We start from the raw sequence: 18708 nt of genomic DNA on the forward strand, positions 1-18708 counted from the left end.
CCTTTTCACACTCGGAGGGCGGCCCGGGGGAGGGGCATCCGCTCCGGGGCCCGGTCCCTCTCGGGCGCCGTCGGCGGCCATCGGCTTTCGGGGTGGTCCAGCGCAGCCGTTGAAGGGGGCAGCTGGGCTTGGCTGAGCGGGTGCCGCTCGGCTCCCGGCCGGGATTCATGCCCCGCTGGTCGATGTCCGGCGGGTGAGGTCGAATCCACCCGCCCATGGCCGGGGGCAGGCGCAGCGGCGTTGGTGCTGGGATGACGCTAGGGCGTACCTACTCGCGGTAACGCGTAGCGGGAACCGGATATCTGGTGCATATCGGGCTTCGGGAGGGCTCGATGTACGCGAAAACGCGGAAGGAGGGGGTCCCGGGTGGGGCCCCCTCCTTCCGCGTGGCTCACTGGTCCTTCTTCGGCTCCTCCAGGCGCGGGAAGAGCACCGCGCCCTTCGTGACCGTCGCGCCCGCGGGGAGCGTGCCCCACGTGCCGGCGTCCTGGACCCGCTGGGCGGCCAGGGTGCCCAGGGCGGGCTCGGCGCCGAGGGACTCCCAGAGCTTCTGGGAGGTCTCCGGCATGATCGGGTTGAGCAGGACCGCGACCGCGCGGAGCGACTCGGCGGCCGTGTACAGGATCGTCGCCAGGCGGGCGCGGCCCGCCTCGCTGTCGTCCTTCGCGACCTTCCAGGGCTCCTGCTCCGTGATGTAGCCGTTGACCTGCTTCACGAAGTCGAAGATCGCCAGGATGCCGCTCTGGAAGTCCAGCTCCTCGCCGATCTTCCGGTCGGCCGTGGCGACGGCCGCGGCCAGACCCTCGTGGATCGCCTTCTCCGCGTCGCCGTCGGCCGTCGCGGCCGGCAGGGCGCCCTCGAAGTACTTGCCGACCATGGCCGCCACGCGCGAGGCGAGGTTGCCGTAGTCGTTGGCGAGCTCGGAGGTGTAGCGGGCGGCGAAGTCCTCCCAGGAGAACGAGCCGTCCTGGCCGAACGCGATCGCGCGCAGGAAGTACCAGCGGTACGCGTCCACGCCGAAGTGCGAGGTCAGGTCCTGCGGCTTGATGCCGGTCAGGTTCGACTTCGACATCTTCTCGCCGCCGACCATCAGCCAGCCGTTCGCCGCGATCCTGCCCGGGACGGGCAGGCCCTGCGCCATCAGCATCGCCGGCCAGATCACCGCGTGGAAGCGCAGGATGTCCTTGCCGATGAGGTGGACGTTCGCCGGGAAGGTCTCGTCGAACTTCTGCTGGTTCGTGCCGTAGCCCACGGCCGTCGCGTAGTTCAGCAGCGCGTCGATCCACACGTAGATCACGTGCTTCTCGTCCCACGGCACGGGGACGCCCCAGTCGAAGGTGGAGCGCGAGATCGAGAGGTCCTGCAGGCCCTGCTTCACGAAGTTCAGGACCTCGTTGCGGGCCGACTCCGGCTGGATGAAGTCCGGGTTCGCCTCGTAGAACTCGACGAGGCGCGGGCCGTACTCGCTCAGCTTGAAGAAGTAGTTCTCCTCCTTGAGGATCTCCACCGGCTTCTTGTGGACCGGACACAGCTTCGTGCCGTCCTCGGCCTCGATGAGATCACCGGGGAGCTTGTACTCCTCGCAGCCCACGCAGTACGGGCCCTCGTACCCGCCCTTGTAGATCTCGCCCTTGTCGTACAGGTCCTGCACGAACTCCTGCACGCGGTCGGTGTGACGCTTCTCCGTCGTACGGATGAAGTCGTCGTTCGCGATGTTCAGGTGCTCCCAGAGAGGCTTCCACGCCTCCTGGACGAGCTTGTCGCACCACTCCTGCGGGGTGACCCCGTTCGCCTCCGCGGTGCGCATGATCTTCTGACCGTGCTCGTCCGTGCCGGTGAGGTACCACACCTTCTCGCCGCGCTGACGGTGCCAGCGCGTGAGCACGTCGCCTGCGACGGTCGTGTAGGCGTGGCCCAGGTGAGGAGCGTCGTTGACGTAGTAGATGGGGGTCGACACGTAGTACGACTTCACGTCGTTCGCCCCCTGCTTCTCGGATCCAGTGGCCGCCATGGTCGAAATCCTAACGGCCTGGCGAAGATCCACTCACATCGTTAAGCGGCCGCGGGAGCGCGGAGACGTCCGCGAAACGTTCCCCGGCGTAGAAAGCCCCATGCGGAGCATCGAGGAAACGGACACGCGAGACATGCGAGTACTGGTCGCCGAGGACGAGGTGGTCCTCGCGGAGCTGGTCGCCACCGGACTGCGGCGGGCCGGGTTCGCCGTCGACACCGTCTACAGCGGCGACGTCGCCCTCGCCTACCTGGGGCTGCACGACTACGACGTGGTCGTCCTCGACCGCGACCTGCCGCGCGTCCACGGCGACGACGTGGCCCGCCGGCTGGTCGCCGGGGCGTCCCGGACCAGGATCCTGATGCTGACGGCGGCCGCCGGCCTGGAGGACCGGGTCGAGGGCCTCGACCTGGGCGCCGACGACTACCTGGGCAAGCCCTTCGAGTTCCCGGAGCTGGTGTCCCGGGTACGGGCCCTGCGGCGCCGGGCCGCCCGGCCACCGGTCCCGCCGCTCCTGGAGAAGGGCGGGCTGCGGATGGACACCGTCCGCCGGACGGCCGCGCGGGACGGGCGGGACCTCGACCTGTCGCCCAAGGAGTTCTCGGTGCTCCAGATCCTGCTGGAGGCGGACGGCGCCCCCGTGTCGGCCGAGGAGCTGCTCGAACGGGCCTGGGACCTGCACGCCGACCCCTTCACGGCCGCGGTGCGGGTCTGCATGAGCAAGCTGCGCGCCAAGCTGGGCGAGCCGGGCCTGATCCGCACGGTGCAGGGTGTGGGGTACGTGCTGTGAGCGGCGGACCGATCGGTTCGGGGTCGACGATCCGCACCCGGATCGCGCTCGTCTACGGCGCCGTCTTCGTGGTCCTCGGCGGCTGCCTGCTCGGCGTGGTCAACCTGCTCTCCCGGGCCGGTACGGAGGGGGAGGCGGAAGCCATCGCGGCGCGCGTCCGGGTGGTGCGGGCGGTGCCGCTCTCCGAGGCGCCCGTGCAGAGCGTGTCCGCGTACCAGCTCAGCGATGACGTCAGCCGGGCCGCCGGCGAGCAGATGCTGATGTGGTCGTGCCTGGCCCTCGTCGTCATGGCGATGTGCGCGGTCGCCGTCGGGTGGTGGACGGCCGGGCGGGTGCTGCGTCCGGTGCACGAGATGACCGCGCGGGCGCGGCGGCTGGCCGAGCGGGACCTGCGGGTGGGGGTCGCGGCCCCGGACGGTGCCGGGGGCAGGATCGCGGCGAGCGGGCCCGACGACGAGCTGAAGGAGCTCGGCGACACGATCGACGCGCTCCTCGCCCGGCTGGAGGGCGCCCTCGACAGTCAGCGGCGGTTCATCGCGAACGCCTCGCACGAGCTGCGCACCCCGCTGGCCACCCAGCGCACCGCGATCCAGGTGGGGATCGACGACTCGTCCGAGGTCAAGCAGGTGCTGCTCGACAGCAACCGGCGCAGCGAGCGGCTCATCGACGGGCTGCTGGTGCTCGCGCGGAGCGAGCGCGGTCTGGAGGAGCGCGAGGACGTACGGCTGGCGGAGGTCGTCGCGGAGGAGTGCGAGGCGTACGGGGTGACCGTGGACGGCGACGGCGACGGCGACGGCGACGGCGACGGCGGGGCCGCGGGTCCGGGCGGGGGCGTCGTGCGGGGCAGCCGGGTGCTGATCGGGCAGCTCGTACGCAATCTCGTCGCGAACGCGGTCGTGCACAACGTGCCCGGCGGCTCGGTCGCGGTGCGGGTCGCCGACGGCAGGGTCCGGGTCACCAACACGGGGCCGGTGGTCGCCCAGGACGACGTGGCGGGGCTGTTCGAGCCGTTCCGGAGAGGGGAGGGGCGCGACCGGATGGGGCCGGGTGCGGGCCTCGGCCTGTCGATCGTCCGGTCGATCGCCGCCGCGCACGGCGGGACGGTGGCGGCGGTGGCCCGTACGGCGGAGGAAGGGGGCGGCCTGGCGGTGACGGTGACCTTGCCGGTCACCGCCACCGTCGGGGTGTCGGCGTCCTAGCCGGCGTTCTCGGCCTGCCAGCCGGCGAGCAGACCGCGGTAGAAGGCGGGGTGCGCCGTCTCGACCGGGGCCGGGCCGGCCAGGAAGTGGCCGGTGTGCGGGGCGTCGAGCTTCCGGAGGAAGTCGAAGGCCTTGCCGTCCTCCTCGCCCCAGGCCACGAACTGCCAGTGGATCGGGCGCTCGGCGGCGGCGGCCAGCGCCTGGGCGGCGGCGGTCTTCGACTCCGGGGCCCCGTCGGTCTGGAAGACGACGAACGCGGGCCGCGTCGGGTCGCCCTTCTCGTGGTGGGCGAGGACCTCCTCGACCGCGCGGTGGTAGTTGGTGCGGCCCAGCCGGCCGAGACCCGCGTTGATCGTGTCGATGCGGTTCTCGTCGAGGGTCGCCGGGGTGAGCTCCGCCGTGCCGTCGATGTCGGTGGAGAAGAACACCGTGGTGACGGCCGCGTTCGCGTCGAGGTGCGCCGCGAGGGCGACGGTCTGCTCGGCGAGGCGCTGGACGGAGCCGTCCTTGAAGTACCCGCGCATCGAACCGGACCGGTCGACGACGAGGTACACGGCGGCCCGCGCTCCGGTGAGCCCCTGCTTCTTGAGCGCGGCCCCGGCGGCCTTGTAGGCGTCGACGAGATGGGGCGCCGCGGCCTTGACCTTGGCGAGCGAGAGCGCGGGGGTACCGGTGGCGACGACCACGGCCTCTTCGGTCGCGGCTTCCTCGACGGCGGGCTGCGCCTCGGCGGCGACGGGCTCGGCGGCGACGGGCTCGGCGGCCTCCGGCTCGGGATCGGCCGCGACGGCTTCCGCCTCGGCGACGACCTCGGGCTTCGCTTCGACGGCCTCCGCCTCGGCCACGACGACCTCGGGCTCGGGCTCGACGACAGCCTCCGGCTCGGGCTGGGTGGCCTCTGCCTCTGCCTCGACGACCTCGGGCTCGGCCTCGACGACAGCTTCCGGCGTCGCCTCGACGGCCTCCGGCTTCTCGGCCTTGGGCTCGGCGATCACCTCGGCCTCGGCAGCCTCCGCCTTCGTCTCGGCGACCTCGGGCTCGACGACGACCTCGGCCTTCGTCTCGGCGACCTCGGGCTCGACGACGACCTCGGCCTTCGTCTCGGCGACCTCGGCCTCGGCAGCCTCGGCCTTCGTCTCGGCGACCTCGGGCTCGACGACGACCTCGGCCTCCGCCTCGGCGACCTCGGGCTCGACGACGACCTCCGCCTCGACGACCGCCTCCGGCGTCGCCTCGACGGCCTCCGCCTCGGCCTCCGCCGAACGTGCCTGCGGGATCTGCGGGTTGTCGAAGGCCGCCGCCACCAGGTCCGCGGCGGCGCGCTCGGACGCGCTCTCCCGGCCGGCCGGGGACGGGAGCGTGACCTCCGGGTCCTGCGTGGCCGCCGGCTCCGGCGCCTCGTTCTTCGTCTCCCCGGCCGCCTCGACGTCCGCCTCGGCGGTCTCCGCAACCTCCGCCGCAGGCGGTGTCACACGTTCCGTCTGGGGCGGGACGGAGGTTGCCGGGGTTTCGTTCTGTTCGGCACTGTCGCGTCCGAACACCTTGCGCAGCAAGCTCCGAATGCCCATGGGCGAACCCTTTCGCATGAATTGGGTGCGGTGTATGTCCGTACTGGGTGCTTCGGGACGTTCATCCCTGGCCAGGGCGGATACGTAAGGTTAGCGGTCTGCCTGGCGCCGCCCACGGCACCCCGCCCCTCGCCGTCGCCCACGGTCGCTCCGGATTCATCCGCCGTTCATTCCCGCGCCGCCGCAGTGCAGATGTGCGCACATAACGTCACCGCCGAACGGATTCCCGACACCATGTCGGCGCGGTGTGCGCCGGAGGAGGACGAAGTGCGCAAACTGCTGCCGCTGATCGGTACCAACCCGCACGGAGGCGGTCGTTCCGCCCTCACGTGCCGGTTCCGTTGTGGCGACGCCTGCTTCCACGAGGTGCCCAACACCAGCGACAACGAGTACGTCGGTGACGTCATAGCCGGTGTCCTCTCCCGCCGTTCGATGATGCGCGCCGCCGCCGTCGTCACCGTGGCCACCGCGGCCGGGACCGGTCTCGCGGTCGGCAACGCGCCGGTGGCCGAGGCCCACCCGCACCGGCCCGACAGCCCCGACGGTGCCCGCGGCCTGCGGTTCGAGGCCGTCGCGCCCAACAAGGCCGACCAGGTCACGGTCCCCGCCGGCTACGTGCAGAACGTCGTCATCCGCTGGGGTGAGCCGATCCTCCGCGGTGCTCCGGCCTTCGACGCCGACAAGCAGACGGCCAAGGCGCAGGCGGGCCAGTTCGGCTACAACAACGACTTCCTCTCGCTGCTCCCCCTCCGGGGCGAGCACGGCCGCCAGGTGCTCGTCGCCAACCACGAGTACACCGACGAGATCCTGATGTTCCGCGGCTACGACGCCGAGAACCCGACCCGCGAGCAGGTCGAGATCGCCTGGGCCGCCCACGGTCTGTCCGTCGTCGTGGTCCAGGAGGAGCACCGCTCCGGCCGGCTCACCCCGGTCACCCGCCACCCGCTCAACCGCCGCCTCACGGCCACCAGCGAGTTCCGGCTCACCGGTCCCGCCGCCGGTTCGCCGCTGCTGCGGACCTCCGCCGACCCCGCCGGGCGCAAGGTTCTCGGCACGCTCAACAACTGCGCGGGCGGCACCACCCCGTGGGGCACCACCCTCCACGGCGAGGAGAACTTCAACCAGTACTTCGCCAACGGGTCGAGCGCCACCGACAAGCGGTACGGCGTCGGCACCGGCGCCACCGAGCGCAAGTGGGAGCGGTTCGACAAGCGGTTCGACCTCAAGCAGGAGCCGAACGAGGTCCACCGCTTCGGCTGGGTCGTCGAGCTCGACCCGTACGACCCCGACGCCACCCCGCGCAAGCGCACCGCGCTCGGCCGTTTCAAGCACGAGGCCGCACAGCCGCGTCTGACCGAGGACGGCCGTCCGGTCGTCTACATGGGCGACGACGAGCGCTTCGACTACTTCTACAAGTTCGTCTCCTCGAAGCGGATGAAGAAGGGCGGCTCGCGGGCGGCCCGCGAGCACAACCTCACCCTGCTCGACGAGGGCACCCTGTACGTCGCGAAGCTCACCGGCGATTCGCCCGGCGAGGTCGACGGCACCGGCCGGCTGCCGAACGACGGCGAGTTCGACGGCTCCGGTGTGTGGATCCCGCTGGCCACCGGCGACGTCTCGCACGTGCCGGGCATGACCGCCGAGGAGGTGTACGTCTTCACCCGCCTCGCCGGTGACAAGGTCGGCGCCACCAAGATGGACCGGCCCGAGGACGTCGAGCCGTCCCCGCGCACCGGCCGCGTCTACGTCGCGCTCACCAACAACAGCGACCGCGGCAAGGCGGGCAAGGCCGCCGCCGACGAGGCCAACCCGCGCAACCTGAACAAGCACGGGCAGATCCTCGAACTGGCCGAGCACTGGGACGACCCCGCCGGCGACGGCTTCGCCTGGCGTCTCTTCCTCGTCGCCGGCGACCCGAACGACCCGGCCACCTACTTCGCCGGCTTCCCCAAGGAGAAGGTCTCCCCCATCTCCTGCCCGGACAACGTCGCGTTCGACCCGCACGGCAACCTGTGGATCTCGACCGACGGCAACCAGCTCGGCTCGCACGACGGCCTGTTCGGGGTCGCCACGCAGGGCGAGCGGCGCGGTGAGCTCAAGCAGTTCCTGACCGTCCCGTCCGGTGCCGAGACCTGCGGTCCCATCATCCAGGACCGCCGGGTCCTGGTCGCGGTCCAGCACCCGGGCGAGATCGACGGGGCGTCCGTCGAGAAGCCGGCGTCCGTCTGGCCCGACGGGCCGGGCCGGATCGTCCGCCCGGCCGTCGTCGCGGTCTGGCGCGAGGACGGCGGGGACATCGGCGTCTGATCCGGTGCGGGGGTGGTGGGAGAGGTGCGGGGGGCGCCGCTCACACCACCCCCAGGCCCTCCCGGAACCGGACGAACTGCTCCTCGGGCTCGCCGGTGTACGCCCAGGGCACCCAGGAGGCCCGGGCGCCGAGCATGCCCAGGAGCTCTCGCGCCACCTCGATCTGGCCCGCGTAGCAGGCGGCGTGCGCGAGACAGTTGAGGTCCGCGATCTCCTCGGGGGAGACCGGGCGGCCCGGTTCCCGGCCGCCGATCCAGCGTTCGTGGGTCCGGCGCAGTTCGGTGACCGCGAGTTCGTGCTTCCAGTGCTGGTCGAAGCCGCGCACCGGGCCCCGGCCGAGCGCTCCGTCGGCGATGTAGCGGTACTCCTCCACCCGGGCGACCTGCACCAGGATCGGCAGGGGCGAGCCGGGCGGGGCCACGCCCGCGGCGTCGCGCGCGAAGTCGTACATCGCGCCGTGCGTGCCGTGCCAGCGGGCGGACCAGTAGCGCAGGAGCTGGGTGTGGCCTTCGGTGTTGTACGGGTCCCGGCGGCGCAGTTCGTCGAACCAGCCGCGCAGTTCACGGCGCGGTACCCCGCCCTCGTAGAGCCGGGCCACGGAGAGCAGCGACACCCAGGGCATCGGGTCGGCGGGGGCGGCGTCCGCCGCGACGAGGCAGGCCTCGACGGTCGCGTCGAGCTGGGCGCGGTTCACCGGGGAGCCGCGGCCCGCGGCGATGGCCGTGTCGAAGACCCGGACGACCTCGGTCGCCGCCCGGAGCACGGCCGCGTCCGGGTTGTGCGGCTCGGCGGCCCACCAGGCCTCGGCCGTGGAGCTGCCGGCGGCGGCGTGCGAGAGCAGCCGCAGCCGGTGGGTGCGCCGTACCCAGTCGTCGCCGGTGGCCCGCAGCAGGTCCCGTACCCCCTGCCAGCGGCCGATGACGATGTCGTGCCGGGCGTCGGTGAGGGCGCGGTCACCGAAGTCGGGGTCGAAGTCGGGTGTGAAGCGGGACGGGCGGGACGGTCGGCGGCGTACGGCCATCGGTCTTCCTCCCTCGGGAGCTTCGGACGGGCGGGCGAGGTTCGGGGTGCGGCGGCGGTGTGCGGCTCGGGGCGGGACGTTCCTGCGGTGACGGTCGTGGTGCTGAGTACGTCGCCGGCGGGCCGGCGGTTCGGCGAAGTGGGCGGTCGGCGGCGGGGCGGTGGTCAGAAGTCGGTGGCGAGGGTCTCGTCCGGACGGCGGGCGCGCGGGCTGCTCGGCGCGAACGGCTCCGCCGCGGCGAGCGCCCGGGCGGCGTCCAGCCGGGCGGGGCGGTAGTACGAACTGCCCTTGCGCCAGTACACGATCATCGGGACCACGCCGACGAGGAGTCCGCCGAGACCGATGACCAGGGAGGGCGTGGACAGTTCGCCGAGCGACTCGGCGAACGCCCAGAACATGAAGGCGGACCCGAGCAGCGGCCAGACGCCGCCGAGGAGGAGGTTGCGCACCGAGCCGAGGAGCATCCCGCGGTAGGCGACGACGGCGGCGATCCCCGCAAGCCCGTAGTAGAAGGCGATCTGGAGGCCGATCGCGGCGACGGCGTGTTCCAGGATCTGTCCCATCGAGCCGGCTGCGGCCGCCGCGCCGAACATCAGGAGAGCCGCCCCGCCGACCGCGACGATCGCCACCCACGGCGTGTTCCAGCGGCGGTGGACCGTGCCGAGCGCGGCCGGCAACGTCCGGTCCCGGCCCATCGCGAACAGGGAGCGGGTGACCTGGATCAGGGTGGTCTCCAGGGTGGCGATCGTGGACAGCAGCACGGCCACGATCAGCAGTTTGCCGCCGACACCCGGCCAGATCTCCTGGCCGAGCACGGCCAGGACGCCCGCGCCGCCGGCCTCGATCTGCTCCGCGGTCAGCAGGATGTTGACGGCGATGGTGAACGCCTCGAAGAGCAGGAAGACCACGCCGACGCCGACGAGCGCGGCCAGCCCGGCGGTGCGCCTGCTGTCGCGGGTCTCCTCGCTGAGGTTGCTGGTGACGTCCCAGCCCCAGTAGTAGTACGCGGCGATCAGCGCGCCGGAGGCGAAACCGGCGGGGCCGTCGAAGTGGCCGAGGCCCAGCCAGGACCAGTCGAAGGCGACGGCGTGCCCGCGGTGCAGCAACGCGGCCAGGACGAAGCCGACGAGGATGAGCATCTCGACGCCCGACATGAGCAGTTGGGCGCGGACGGTCAGCCGGGCGCCGCCGAGGACGACCAGCAGCATGAGCAGGAACCAGCCGAAGCCGACGGCGGCCGACAGCGGTGTGTTCTCGGCGAGGCCGGCGTCGAAGAGGGAGAGGGTGAGTGCTCCGGCGGGCAGCGATCCGGCGACCATGAAGACGGTCGCGGCGACCACCAGGGCCCAGCCGGAGAGGAAGCCGAGGAAGGGGTGCAGCGTGCGGCCCACCCAGGAGTAGCCGGCGCCCGCGTTGACGTCGATCCGGCCCAGGCGGGCGTAGGCGAGGACGATGCCGAGCATCGGTATCGCGCAGTAGAGCAGCGCCGCGGGTCCGGCCAGGCCGACTGCCCCGAACAGGACGGCGGTGGTGGCGGCCAGCGAGTAGGCGGGTGCGCTGCCCGCGACCGCCATGACGGTGGTGTCGAACGTCCCGAGGACATTGGGCTGGAGCCCTCTGCCGGTGGTGGTGCGCATGGCAATGTCCTTGGGTGGCACGGGAGGTGGTGCAGGACGAGATGACCGTGTCATCGGGTCGGTTGACCGCTCCGGTGAGCGCGGATCAAGGTGAATCGAGCGCATCGTAGTCGCCCCGGTGGAATCCGGTAACGGCGGCGGGGAGGGTTCTCGTGGGTGACCGCCGGTAAGGGCATCCGTGCGCCCCAGGCGGCGGGTTTAGGTTCCGTCCGGGTCGTTCTCGCCGCGGGGAGTGGCGATCGCGCGGGCCGCCCGGACCTCCTGGCGCAGGGGTGCGAGCACCCCTTCCTCGTCGCCCAGCAGCTCGGCCCGCACCTCCACCAGGACGCTGCTGCTGCGCAGTCCGTCCGCGAGTTCGCGCAACTGCCGTTCGACGGCGGTGACCTCGGAGGGATCCGGTGGCGCGGCGCCGTGCTCGACGCGGACCCGGGCGGCGGTCGTCGCGTCGACGATCCGCTCCACGGCGACGACCAGGGGCCACCAGGCGGTGGCGAGGGTGCCGGTCGGCGGCGGCTCGGTCAGGGCCCGCTGGAACTCCGAGCGGACGGCCGACAGGTCCCGGTACAGGGCGCGCCGGGCCCGGACGCGGACCGCCTGGCTCTGTTGCACCGGATCGAAGGCGCAGGTCACGTATGTGGCCGTGTCCGCGACCGCGTCGGCGAGCCGGTCGCCGATCCGGGTGTGCCAGGACTCCGGCCACAGCAGGTAGCCGGCGATCAGGGCGATGGCGCAGCCGATGAGGGAGTCGTACAGCCGGGGCAGGACCAGGTCGACGCCCTGTTCGTTGAGCAGGTCGGAGAGCAGCAGGATGACCGGGGTGATCGCCGCGGTCTGGAAGGCGTAGCCCTTCGCGGAGAAGGCCGGGATCAGTCCCCCGAGCACCAGCATCACCGGCACGTCCCACCAGCCGCGTTCCAGCTCGGCCAGCAGCAGCGCGGCGACGGCGAGCCCGGCCGCGGTGCCGAGAGCGCGGAGCACGGCGCGGGAGAACACGGAGCCGAAGTCGGGCTTCATCACGAACGTGACGGTGAGGGCGACCCAGTACGAGCGGGGCACGGGCACCAGGGAGACCAGCGACTGGGCGAGGCCGATGCAGAGCGCGAGCCGCAGGCCGTAGCGCCAGGAGGATTCGGACAGCAGGACGGCGCGGGTCGTGCGGCGGAACCGGATGCGCAGGGCGGCGGGGCGGCCGAGCCGGTCGTCGACGTCGTACGGGTCGGGCTCAGCCTCGTGGACGACGGTCGCCGCGTGGCGCAGGGCCTGGTCGACGGCCTTCTCGGAGGGGCGCGCGGCGTCGGGCAGGTCCAGGACGGGGGTGCCGGTGCGGCCCTCCTCGACGGCGTCGGCCAGGTCGCGGACCGCGGCCGGGATCTCCGGGGGCACCGGCCGGTGGAAGCGGCGTGCCGCCAGGTGCGCGGCCGGCGCGGCCTCCACCAGCGGGATCACCACGTTCAGCTGCGCGAGCAGGCGCACCAGGACGGGGGTGCGGCCGTGCTGGCGGGCGCGGCGGGCCAGGACGAGGTCGTAGGACTGGTCGAGCGAGGTGGTGACGGCCCGGCGTTTCTCGTCGTACGTGTCCGAGCCCGCGGCCTCGAACAGCACGGCGACGGCGCGGTAGGTGCCGGCGACCGCCGTGCGTTCGGGGACCCCGCCGCGCAGCGGCCAGCCGAGCAGGGTCAGCGCGAGGACGACGACGCCGCCGAGGGTGAGCAGGAAGGGGGCCTTCCACCAGGGGTCGGGCAGGGGCAGGCCGGCGCCGACGACGGCGTTCAGGAGGAGCAGCAGACCCGAGACGGAGGCCACCGCGCCGATCGAGGAGATCATCCCGGAGACCAGCGCGATCACGGTGAGGACGGCGACGGCGAGCCAGCCCTGGCCGTGGACCAGGGATCCGAGGGTGACGCCGAGGGCGCCGAAGAGCTGGGGGACGGCGATGTTGTAGAAGCGCATCCGGTACGCGTCGGCGGTGTCGCCGATGACCCCGGACAGGGCGCCCATCGAGACCAGGGCCCCGGACACGGGCTGGTCCAGGGCGAAGCCGACGGCGAGCGGTGCGGCGAGCGCGACCGAGGCGCGGGCGACGGCGGCCCAGGGGACGGGTGCGGGTTGCGGGCGCAGGCCCGCGGTGAGCCAGGGTGGCGGGCTGAGTCCCGCAGGTCGTGCCATTCCTCCCCTTACGGGTCCCGGTCCCTGCCGGTCCTCCACGTCAGTTGCGGTATCCCTCCACCTCCGCCGCCGGGCGGACGGCCGCCGTGTCCGGGTCCTCGCCGAACTCCGCCTTCGCGCGACGCTGGCGCAACAGGTCCCAGCACTGGTCCAGTTGCACTTCCAGCTCGGCGAGCCGGGACCGCTCCTCCGCGAGCAGGCCGCCCACCCGCTCGCGCAGGGCGCGCTCCTCCTCGACGAGGGAGCCGATGTTCCCGAGGATCTGCGCGTCGTCGTACATGGGGTCCATGTACTCAAGCGTGGCCGATCGGCGCCCGGCGTGCAGGTCGAGCACGCCCGCCTCCGTACGGCCGGGCCCGGACAGGACCTGGGGGCGGCTCGTGCCGTGCCGGCGGGACCGGCTCCGACCAGCGGGTCCCCCCCGCACGGTGGCGCCCCGGCAGCCGCCTCCTCCCGTACGGCCGGCGGGCGGCACGGAGCGGGAGGCGGTCTCCGGGGCGCGCGGGACGGCGGGCGGCCGGGGCCGCCCGCCGTCCCGTCGCGGCGTCAGTGCCGCAGGGCCTGGCCGATCTCGGCCTTCGTGGTGCCGGAGAGCGTCCGGTTGCTGCGCGCGGTGCCGTTCTTCGACGCGCCCGGTGCGACGCCGCCGATGTTCAGGACGACCGCGTCGAGCAGGTTCCCTTGGTCGTCGCGGAAGTTGACCCAGACCGTGTAGTCGGCCTGCTTGTCCGTGGGGTTGGTCGCGGTGATCTCGGAGACGGTCCGGTCGCCGTCGGGCTTCGTGGCCCCGGCCTTGACGTCGCCGGTGGCGTTCACCCCGTCCTTGACCTCGTTCATCTTCTCCTGGGCTGCCGAGGCCGCCGCGGCCGTCGCGGTGGCCACGATGTCCCCGGCTGTCTCCTTGACCTCGTCGCATCCGGTGAGGGGGACGACGAGGAGCGCGGACGCGGCGGCGAGGGCCCCGGCTCGGGTGCGGTTCACCTGGGGCTCAGCCCTTCGTCCGTCCGAAGGACTGGGTGTCCGTGGCCAGCGCCCAGATCACGAAGATCGAGATGGCCATGGTGAACAGCGACCACCAGGGCTGGTAGGGCAGGGAGAGGAAGTGGGCGATCGTGTTCAGGGCGGCGAGCGTGATGCCCGCGGCCCGTCCCCATTCCGTGCCCTTGAGGATTCCGTAGGCGGAGAGGACCACGATGATCCCGAGGATCAGGTGGATCCAGCCCCAGGACGTCAGGTCGAATTTGAAGGTGTAGTCGCCGACACGCGTGTAGACGTCGTCCTCGGCGATCCCGGCGATGCCCCAGATGATGTCCATGATGCCGATGACCAGCATGAGGACACCCGCGAACAGCGTGCCGCCGGAGGCCCACGCGCTCTTGGTGCTCGGCTCGGGGGATGCGGTGTTCTGGCTCATGAGCCTCATGCTCCGGCCGTCGGCCCGGGATCACCTGTCAACTGAGCCGAACGGGTGAACGGATCCCGTGCGGGCGTCACCGCCCCGAGGGGCTGAGGGTGGCCAGGAACGCCGCCAGGGCCGCGTCGAACTCCTCCGGCCGCTCCAGATTCGGCAGGTGCGCCGCCCGCTCGACGACCACGAGCGTGGAGTCCGGCAGCGCCGCGTGCATGGCCTCGGCGTCCGCGACCGGGGTGTACGCGTCGTCGCGGCCGACGACCACCAGGGCCGGTACGGAGACGGTGGCGAGCAGGGCGCGGTAGTCGGGGCGTTCGGCCCGGCCGCGCAGGGCGGCCGCCGCGCCTTCCGGGTCGGTCGCGCACATCATCCGGTGGACGTGCGGCGCCGCGTGGGTGTTGTACGGGGCGACCATCCTGTCCAGGACCTCGTCGGCGTATCCGCGCATGCCCTCGGCGAGCAGCCGGTCGGCCAGGGCGTTGCGGGCGGCCTTGCCCTCCGGGGTCTCGGCGCCCGGGAAGGTGTCGGCGAGGACGAGCCCACGGATGCGTTCGGGGAAGAGGCGGTAGCACTCCATGACGATCTGGCCTCCCATGGAGAGCCCGCCGAGCACGAACCGGTCGATCCCGAGGTGGTCGAGGAGGGCGGCGAGGTCCTCGGCGAAGGCGGTCAGCGGGGTGGTGCCGGGGACGACCGTGGTCGTCCCGTAGCCGCGCAGGTCGGGCACGACGACCCGGTGCGAGGCGGCGAAGCGCTCGGTCTGCGGGCGCCACATGGTGCGGTCGAAGGGATGGCCGTGGACGAGGACGAGCGCGGGGCCCGTGCCCTTGTCCTCGTAGCCGATCGTGAGTCCGTCGATCTCTGCGGAAGGCATGGTCAGAGGCTAGGCAGAGCGCTGAGGTCGGTGCAATAGAATCTTTGCTCTCGGTGCAATGTGCTCGGGAGAGGGGGTCGTGATGGACGACTACCGCCGGATCGCCGACCGGGTGGCGGAGCGGATCGCGGACGGCCGGCTGCGGCCCGGCGACCGGCTCCCGCCGCAACGGGTGTTCGCCAGGCGCCACGGCATCGCCGGCTCGACCGCGATCCGCGTGTACGGAGAGCTGGCCCGTCGGGGCCTGGTCGTCGGCGAGGTGGGACGCGGCACCTTCGTCCGGGCGGCTCCGCCGCTGCCGGGCCCCGCGCTCGCCGAGGCCACCGGCGCCGCGCCCGTCGACCTCCAGCTCAACTACCCCGTGGTGCCGGGGCAGTCGGAGCTGATGGGTCCGGCGCTCGCGTCGCTCGCGCGGGCCGACGTGCTGGGGGAGGCGACGGGGCGCCCCGCGGCCGCCGCCGGTACGGCTCCGGCCCGGGAGGCCGCGGCGGGGGTTCTCGCCCGCGCGGGCTGGGCGCCCGGACCCGACGGGGTGCTCTTCGCCGGGAACGGCCGCCAGGCCATCGCGGCGGCGGTCTCCTGCCTCGTGCCGCCCGGCGGCCGCCTGGGCGTCGAGGAACTGACGTATCCGCTGGTCAAGGCGGTGGCCGAGCGGCTCGGTGTCCGGCTGGTGCCGATCGCCACCGATACCGAGGGGATGTGCCCGGACGCGCTGGCCGCGGCGCACCGGGCGACCCCGCTCGCCGCCGTGTACGTCCAGCCGACCCTGCACAACCCGACGGCGACGACGATGAGTTCGCGTCGCCGGTCCGAACTCGCCGACGTACTGCGAGAGTCGGGCCTCACGGCGGTCGAGGACACCACCTGGGCGTTCCTGGAGCCGGACGCCCCGGCGCCGTTGGCCGCGCACGCGCCGGATCGGGTGATCCTCGTCGACAGCCTCTCGAAGCGGCTCGCCCCCGGGCTCACGGTCGGCTATCTGGTGGCGCCCGCCCCTCGGCGGGAGGCGCTGGCCGCGGTGTTGCGCTCCGGGGCGTGGACGGCCGGCGGCCTCGCGCTGGCGGCGGCCACGCGCTGGGCCGGGGACGGGACGGTCGCGCGGGTCGCGGCGGCCAAGCGGGCCGACGCGGCGGCCCGCGGGGAATCGGTCCGGCGCCACCTGGGCGCGTACGCGATCCGCACCGCCCCGCACGCCTACTTCTGCTGGTGGGACCTTCCCCGCCCCTGGCGGGCGGAGACCTTCGTCGCGGCCGCCGCCCGTGCGGGCGTGGCGGTGACGCCCGGCAGTGCCTTCGCGGTGGGTGCGGGCACGGCACCCGACGCGGTCCGGGTCGGCCTCGCCTCTCCGCCGCCGGAGATCCTGGACCGGGCGCTGGCCCGCTTGGCGTCGCTGGCCGCCGCAGGACCCTGAGCGAGACCGGCGGCGGTCCGGGCACGCTCTTCGAGATCGGCGCGGTCACGGTGCGGGCGGCCTCCCGAGGCGGTCCGCGGGGCCCGCGGGCCGGGTTGCGCGGGAGGTGGCCCGGGTGTGCCCTTGAGGGTGGAGGGGGCGAGAGGGAAGGAGCCCTGCCATGGCCGCACACGCAGCGGTGCCCGCACGACGGCACCTGAGCACACACGGTTTCGGTCTGCCGGTCACCCTGGGCCTCGCCTACGGCATCTACGCGGCGGCCATCCCGCGCGAAGGCGGCGTCCTCACCTGGGGACTGGTCCTGCTCGGAGTGGTTTCCGGACTCGTGCTGGCCGGCAGTGTGTACGCGCTGCGGAGGTGGGGCCACGTGATCCCGCGCGAACCGCACGCGGCGGCGTGGGGAGCGCTCGCGGGCATCGCGATCGGCTTCCTCTACAGCCTCTCCGACGCGAGCATCTGGTCCGCGACCGTCCTCGGCCTGGTCGTGGGGGCGTGCGTCACGCTCGCCGCGTTCTACCTCCTCTACACGCACGAGGACGTGCCCCGGCGGCCCGTGCGGCGCACACCGTAGCCGCGGCGGCCCTCGTCGTGGGCGCGCACCGCTGGTTCAGCGGTGCGCGCCCACGCCGGTGCGTGCAGCGGTACGGGCTCCGGTCCGGCGGCGGTGGTAGGCGACCGCCACGGCGGCCAGCAGCGGGGCCCAGGCGACGAGCGGCAGGTAGCAGACCAGGAACAGGGCCTCCTGGACCGGGCCTTCCGTGTGTGTGCCGGTCGCGCCCTGCCCGAGCCCCGCGCACGCCACGTAGGTGAACCAGCCCGTCAGCGCGAGGAGTCCGAGCGCCCCGGCCAGGGCAGCCGCGGTCGCCCCGGTCGCGCCGACCGGGCGACCGCCGAGGAACGGCAGCCGCTTCGGGAACACCTCGCCCCAGGGCCGGACCAGACCGAGGGTGAGGAAGGCAAGCAGCTCGCCGACGACCGTGAGCCCGATCTGGAAGGTGGCCTGCCCCAGCCCCGTCGGGTCGGTGTGCGCGACGGGCAGGCCGAGCGTGAGGGCGATCGGCCACAGCCCGGAGGGCAGCACGATCAGCGGCACGGAGTGGGCGGCGAGCACGGCCCAACGGGGTACGTCCGGAAGGGCTTTCATCATCATCGGCATGGCTCCAGACTCGCGCCGGGGGCGGGGTCCGGACGTCGTCCTGCCGTGCGGACCGTCTCCGCCGCGCGGCGGACACGGCCTCGTCCGGCAGCGGCGACCGGGGCCGTCCGGCCACACCCGTGAGGTGCGGCCGGACGGCCCCGGTCCTGTCCCGGAACGCCGTTCCGGCGCTGCTCAGAACTCGTCGGCGCCGTTGCGCAGCTCGTAGGTCCAGTAGCCGGTCTTCCACTGCGCCGGGTCGACGGCGATGCCGCCGTCGCCCGGGGCGCGGACCGCGATCACGTCGTCGCTGCCCCGGAGCGTGACGGAGAAGTCCGACACCGGCTCGTTGTCCTCGTGGACGCCGCCGTCCGAGAGCCGTACCAGCGCGTAGGCCGGGTCGCCCGCGGCGAGGACGACCGGGGTCGGGGGCTTGCTCTTGGCGACGGCGGGCACGTCCTCGCGGTGGCTCTCCAGGAACTGGATCTCCGGGAAGCCGTCCAGCCGGCAGGTGCGGCCCGAGGTGTTCTTCGCCGTGAGCACGATGTGGGTGTAGGGAGGCCCGTCCTGACGGTCGGCGCGCAGGGTGACGTCCTTCGGGGTGCAGGCCGGTGTGGTCGCGACCTTCGGCCTGGCGGCGGCCTTCGAGGCGCCCGTGCCGCCGGACGTGCCGGAGCCGCCGGACGTGCTCGTGCCCGGCGTGCCGGAGCCGCCGGTACCGGACGTTCCCGAGGCGGCGGCCCCGGTGCCCGGCGTGGCGGAGGCGGCGGGTGCGCCGCCGTCCTGCGTGCCGGCGGACTTGGCGGCGCCGGATCCGTCCTCTCCGCCGCAGGCGGTCAGCGTGAGGGCGAGAGCGGCGGTGGCCGCGGCGGCGAGGACGGTGGTGCGGTGACGGAACGTACGCATGGGAACTCCCCCGTGACGTGGTGCGATCGGTGTGGAGGGCGGTGCGCCGGTCGGCCCGGGCTGCCCTGGGCCACACACTGGCCCGGCCGCCGACCCCACCGCCAGAGCAGCCCGCCGATCTGGGACGCGGGAACGTTCCAGGGCACGTGACCTGCGAGAACGGTCGACCCTGGAACGGTGGAACGGGACGGCCGGACGGCTTCCCCGTCGCCCCGCGCGCCCATCCGCGGGGCTCGGCGCCGGCGTTCTCCGTCATGCGCCGCCGCCTCCCC

The 18708-nt window shown here is 73.2% G+C and carries 16 protein-coding genes; 5 read left to right on the forward strand and 11 right to left on the reverse strand.

Going from position 1 to position 18708, the window contains the following annotated elements:
- Positions 1-391: 391 nt before the first annotated feature.
- Positions 392-2011, reverse strand: coding sequence for a methionine--tRNA ligase (gene metG, locus ACE1OA_RS17965; RefSeq protein ID WP_356609015.1), 1620 nt, complete (start codon positions 2009-2011; stop codon positions 392-394).
- 133 nt (positions 2012-2144) lie between these two features.
- Here metG and ACE1OA_RS17970 point away from each other — a divergent pair, with 133 nt between their 5' ends.
- Positions 2145-2801: a response regulator transcription factor gene (locus tag ACE1OA_RS17970; RefSeq protein WP_432753053.1), complete on the forward strand. Its 657-nt coding sequence runs from the start codon at positions 2145-2147 to the stop codon at positions 2799-2801.
- A complete protein-coding gene (locus ACE1OA_RS17975; protein ID WP_432753054.1) occupies positions 2798-4000 on the forward strand; it encodes a sensor histidine kinase in 1203 nt (400 codons plus the stop codon). The genes ACE1OA_RS17970 and ACE1OA_RS17975 overlap by 4 nt, the downstream gene beginning before the upstream one ends.
- Here the strand turns inward: ACE1OA_RS17975 and ACE1OA_RS17980 are convergent.
- The gene (locus ACE1OA_RS17980) at positions 3997-5472 is read right to left on the reverse strand and encodes a VWA domain-containing protein (RefSeq protein WP_432753055.1); all 1476 of its coding nucleotides are present in this window, start codon (positions 5470-5472) and stop codon (positions 3997-3999) included. The two genes, ACE1OA_RS17975 and ACE1OA_RS17980, sit on opposite strands and share 4 nt — an antisense overlap.
- A gap of 363 nt (positions 5473-5835) precedes the next feature.
- On the opposite strand from ACE1OA_RS17980, the gene ACE1OA_RS17985 reads away from it, so the two are divergent.
- The gene (locus tag ACE1OA_RS17985) at positions 5836-7875 is read left to right on the forward strand and encodes a PhoX family protein (protein ID WP_432753056.1); all 2040 of its coding nucleotides are present in this window, start codon (positions 5836-5838) and stop codon (positions 7873-7875) included.
- Between the two features lie 40 nt (positions 7876-7915).
- Here ACE1OA_RS17985 and ACE1OA_RS17990 read toward each other — a convergent pair whose 3' ends face one another.
- The 7 genes from ACE1OA_RS17990 to ACE1OA_RS18020 all read right to left on the reverse strand — a co-directional run bounded on the left by ACE1OA_RS17990 (position 7916) and on the right by ACE1OA_RS18020 (position 14984).
- Positions 7916-8896, reverse strand: a complete 981-nt coding sequence (locus tag ACE1OA_RS17990; RefSeq protein WP_356609005.1) for a hypothetical protein — start codon at positions 8894-8896, stop codon at positions 7916-7918.
- A gap of 164 nt (positions 8897-9060) precedes the next feature.
- Positions 9061-10533, reverse strand: coding sequence for an APC family permease (locus ACE1OA_RS17995; protein WP_432753057.1), 1473 nt, complete (start codon positions 10531-10533; stop codon positions 9061-9063).
- A 198-nt stretch (positions 10534-10731) separates the two neighbouring features.
- Complete coding sequence (locus ACE1OA_RS18000; protein ID WP_432753058.1) at positions 10732-12699, reverse strand: FUSC family protein; 1968 nt, start codon at positions 12697-12699, stop codon at positions 10732-10734.
- Positions 12700-12739: 40 nt separating this feature from the next.
- On the reverse strand, positions 12740-12979 hold the full coding sequence (locus ACE1OA_RS18005; RefSeq protein WP_147979735.1) for a DUF2630 family protein: 240 nt from the start codon (positions 12977-12979) through the stop codon (positions 12740-12742).
- A gap of 266 nt (positions 12980-13245) precedes the next feature.
- A complete protein-coding gene (locus tag ACE1OA_RS18010; protein WP_356608999.1) occupies positions 13246-13680 on the reverse strand; it encodes a hypothetical protein in 435 nt (144 codons plus the stop codon).
- A gap of 7 nt (positions 13681-13687) precedes the next feature.
- Positions 13688-14113: a DUF7144 family membrane protein gene (locus ACE1OA_RS18015; RefSeq protein WP_147979728.1), complete on the reverse strand. Its 426-nt coding sequence runs from the start codon at positions 14111-14113 to the stop codon at positions 13688-13690.
- Between the two features lie 76 nt (positions 14114-14189).
- Positions 14190-14984 carry an alpha/beta fold hydrolase gene (locus tag ACE1OA_RS18020; protein WP_356608997.1) on the reverse strand — a complete coding sequence of 265 codons (795 nt, stop codon included), beginning with the start codon at positions 14982-14984 and terminating at the stop codon, positions 14190-14192.
- Positions 14985-15066: 82 nt separating this feature from the next.
- Here ACE1OA_RS18020 and ACE1OA_RS18025 point away from each other — a divergent pair, with 82 nt between their 5' ends.
- A complete protein-coding gene (locus tag ACE1OA_RS18025) occupies positions 15067-16395 on the forward strand; it encodes a PLP-dependent aminotransferase family protein (protein WP_432753059.1) in 1329 nt (442 codons plus the stop codon).
- Positions 16396-16555: 160 nt separating this feature from the next.
- A complete protein-coding gene (locus ACE1OA_RS18030) occupies positions 16556-16966 on the forward strand; it encodes a hypothetical protein (protein WP_386546584.1) in 411 nt (136 codons plus the stop codon).
- Between the two features lie 36 nt (positions 16967-17002).
- Here the strand turns inward: ACE1OA_RS18030 and ACE1OA_RS18035 are convergent, their stop codons facing one another.
- Positions 17003-17551: a hypothetical protein gene (locus tag ACE1OA_RS18035; protein ID WP_432753060.1), complete on the reverse strand. Its 549-nt coding sequence runs from the start codon at positions 17549-17551 to the stop codon at positions 17003-17005.
- Between the two features lie 174 nt (positions 17552-17725).
- Entirely contained in the window at positions 17726-18436 is a 711-nt protein-coding gene (locus ACE1OA_RS18040) for a DUF4232 domain-containing protein (protein ID WP_386543865.1), read from the reverse strand.
- Positions 18437-18708: the final 272 nt, after the last annotated feature.

The organism is Streptomyces sp. JL2001 (assembly GCF_050917515.1).
Taxonomy (GTDB): Bacteria; Actinomycetota; Actinomycetes; order Streptomycetales; family Streptomycetaceae; genus Streptomyces.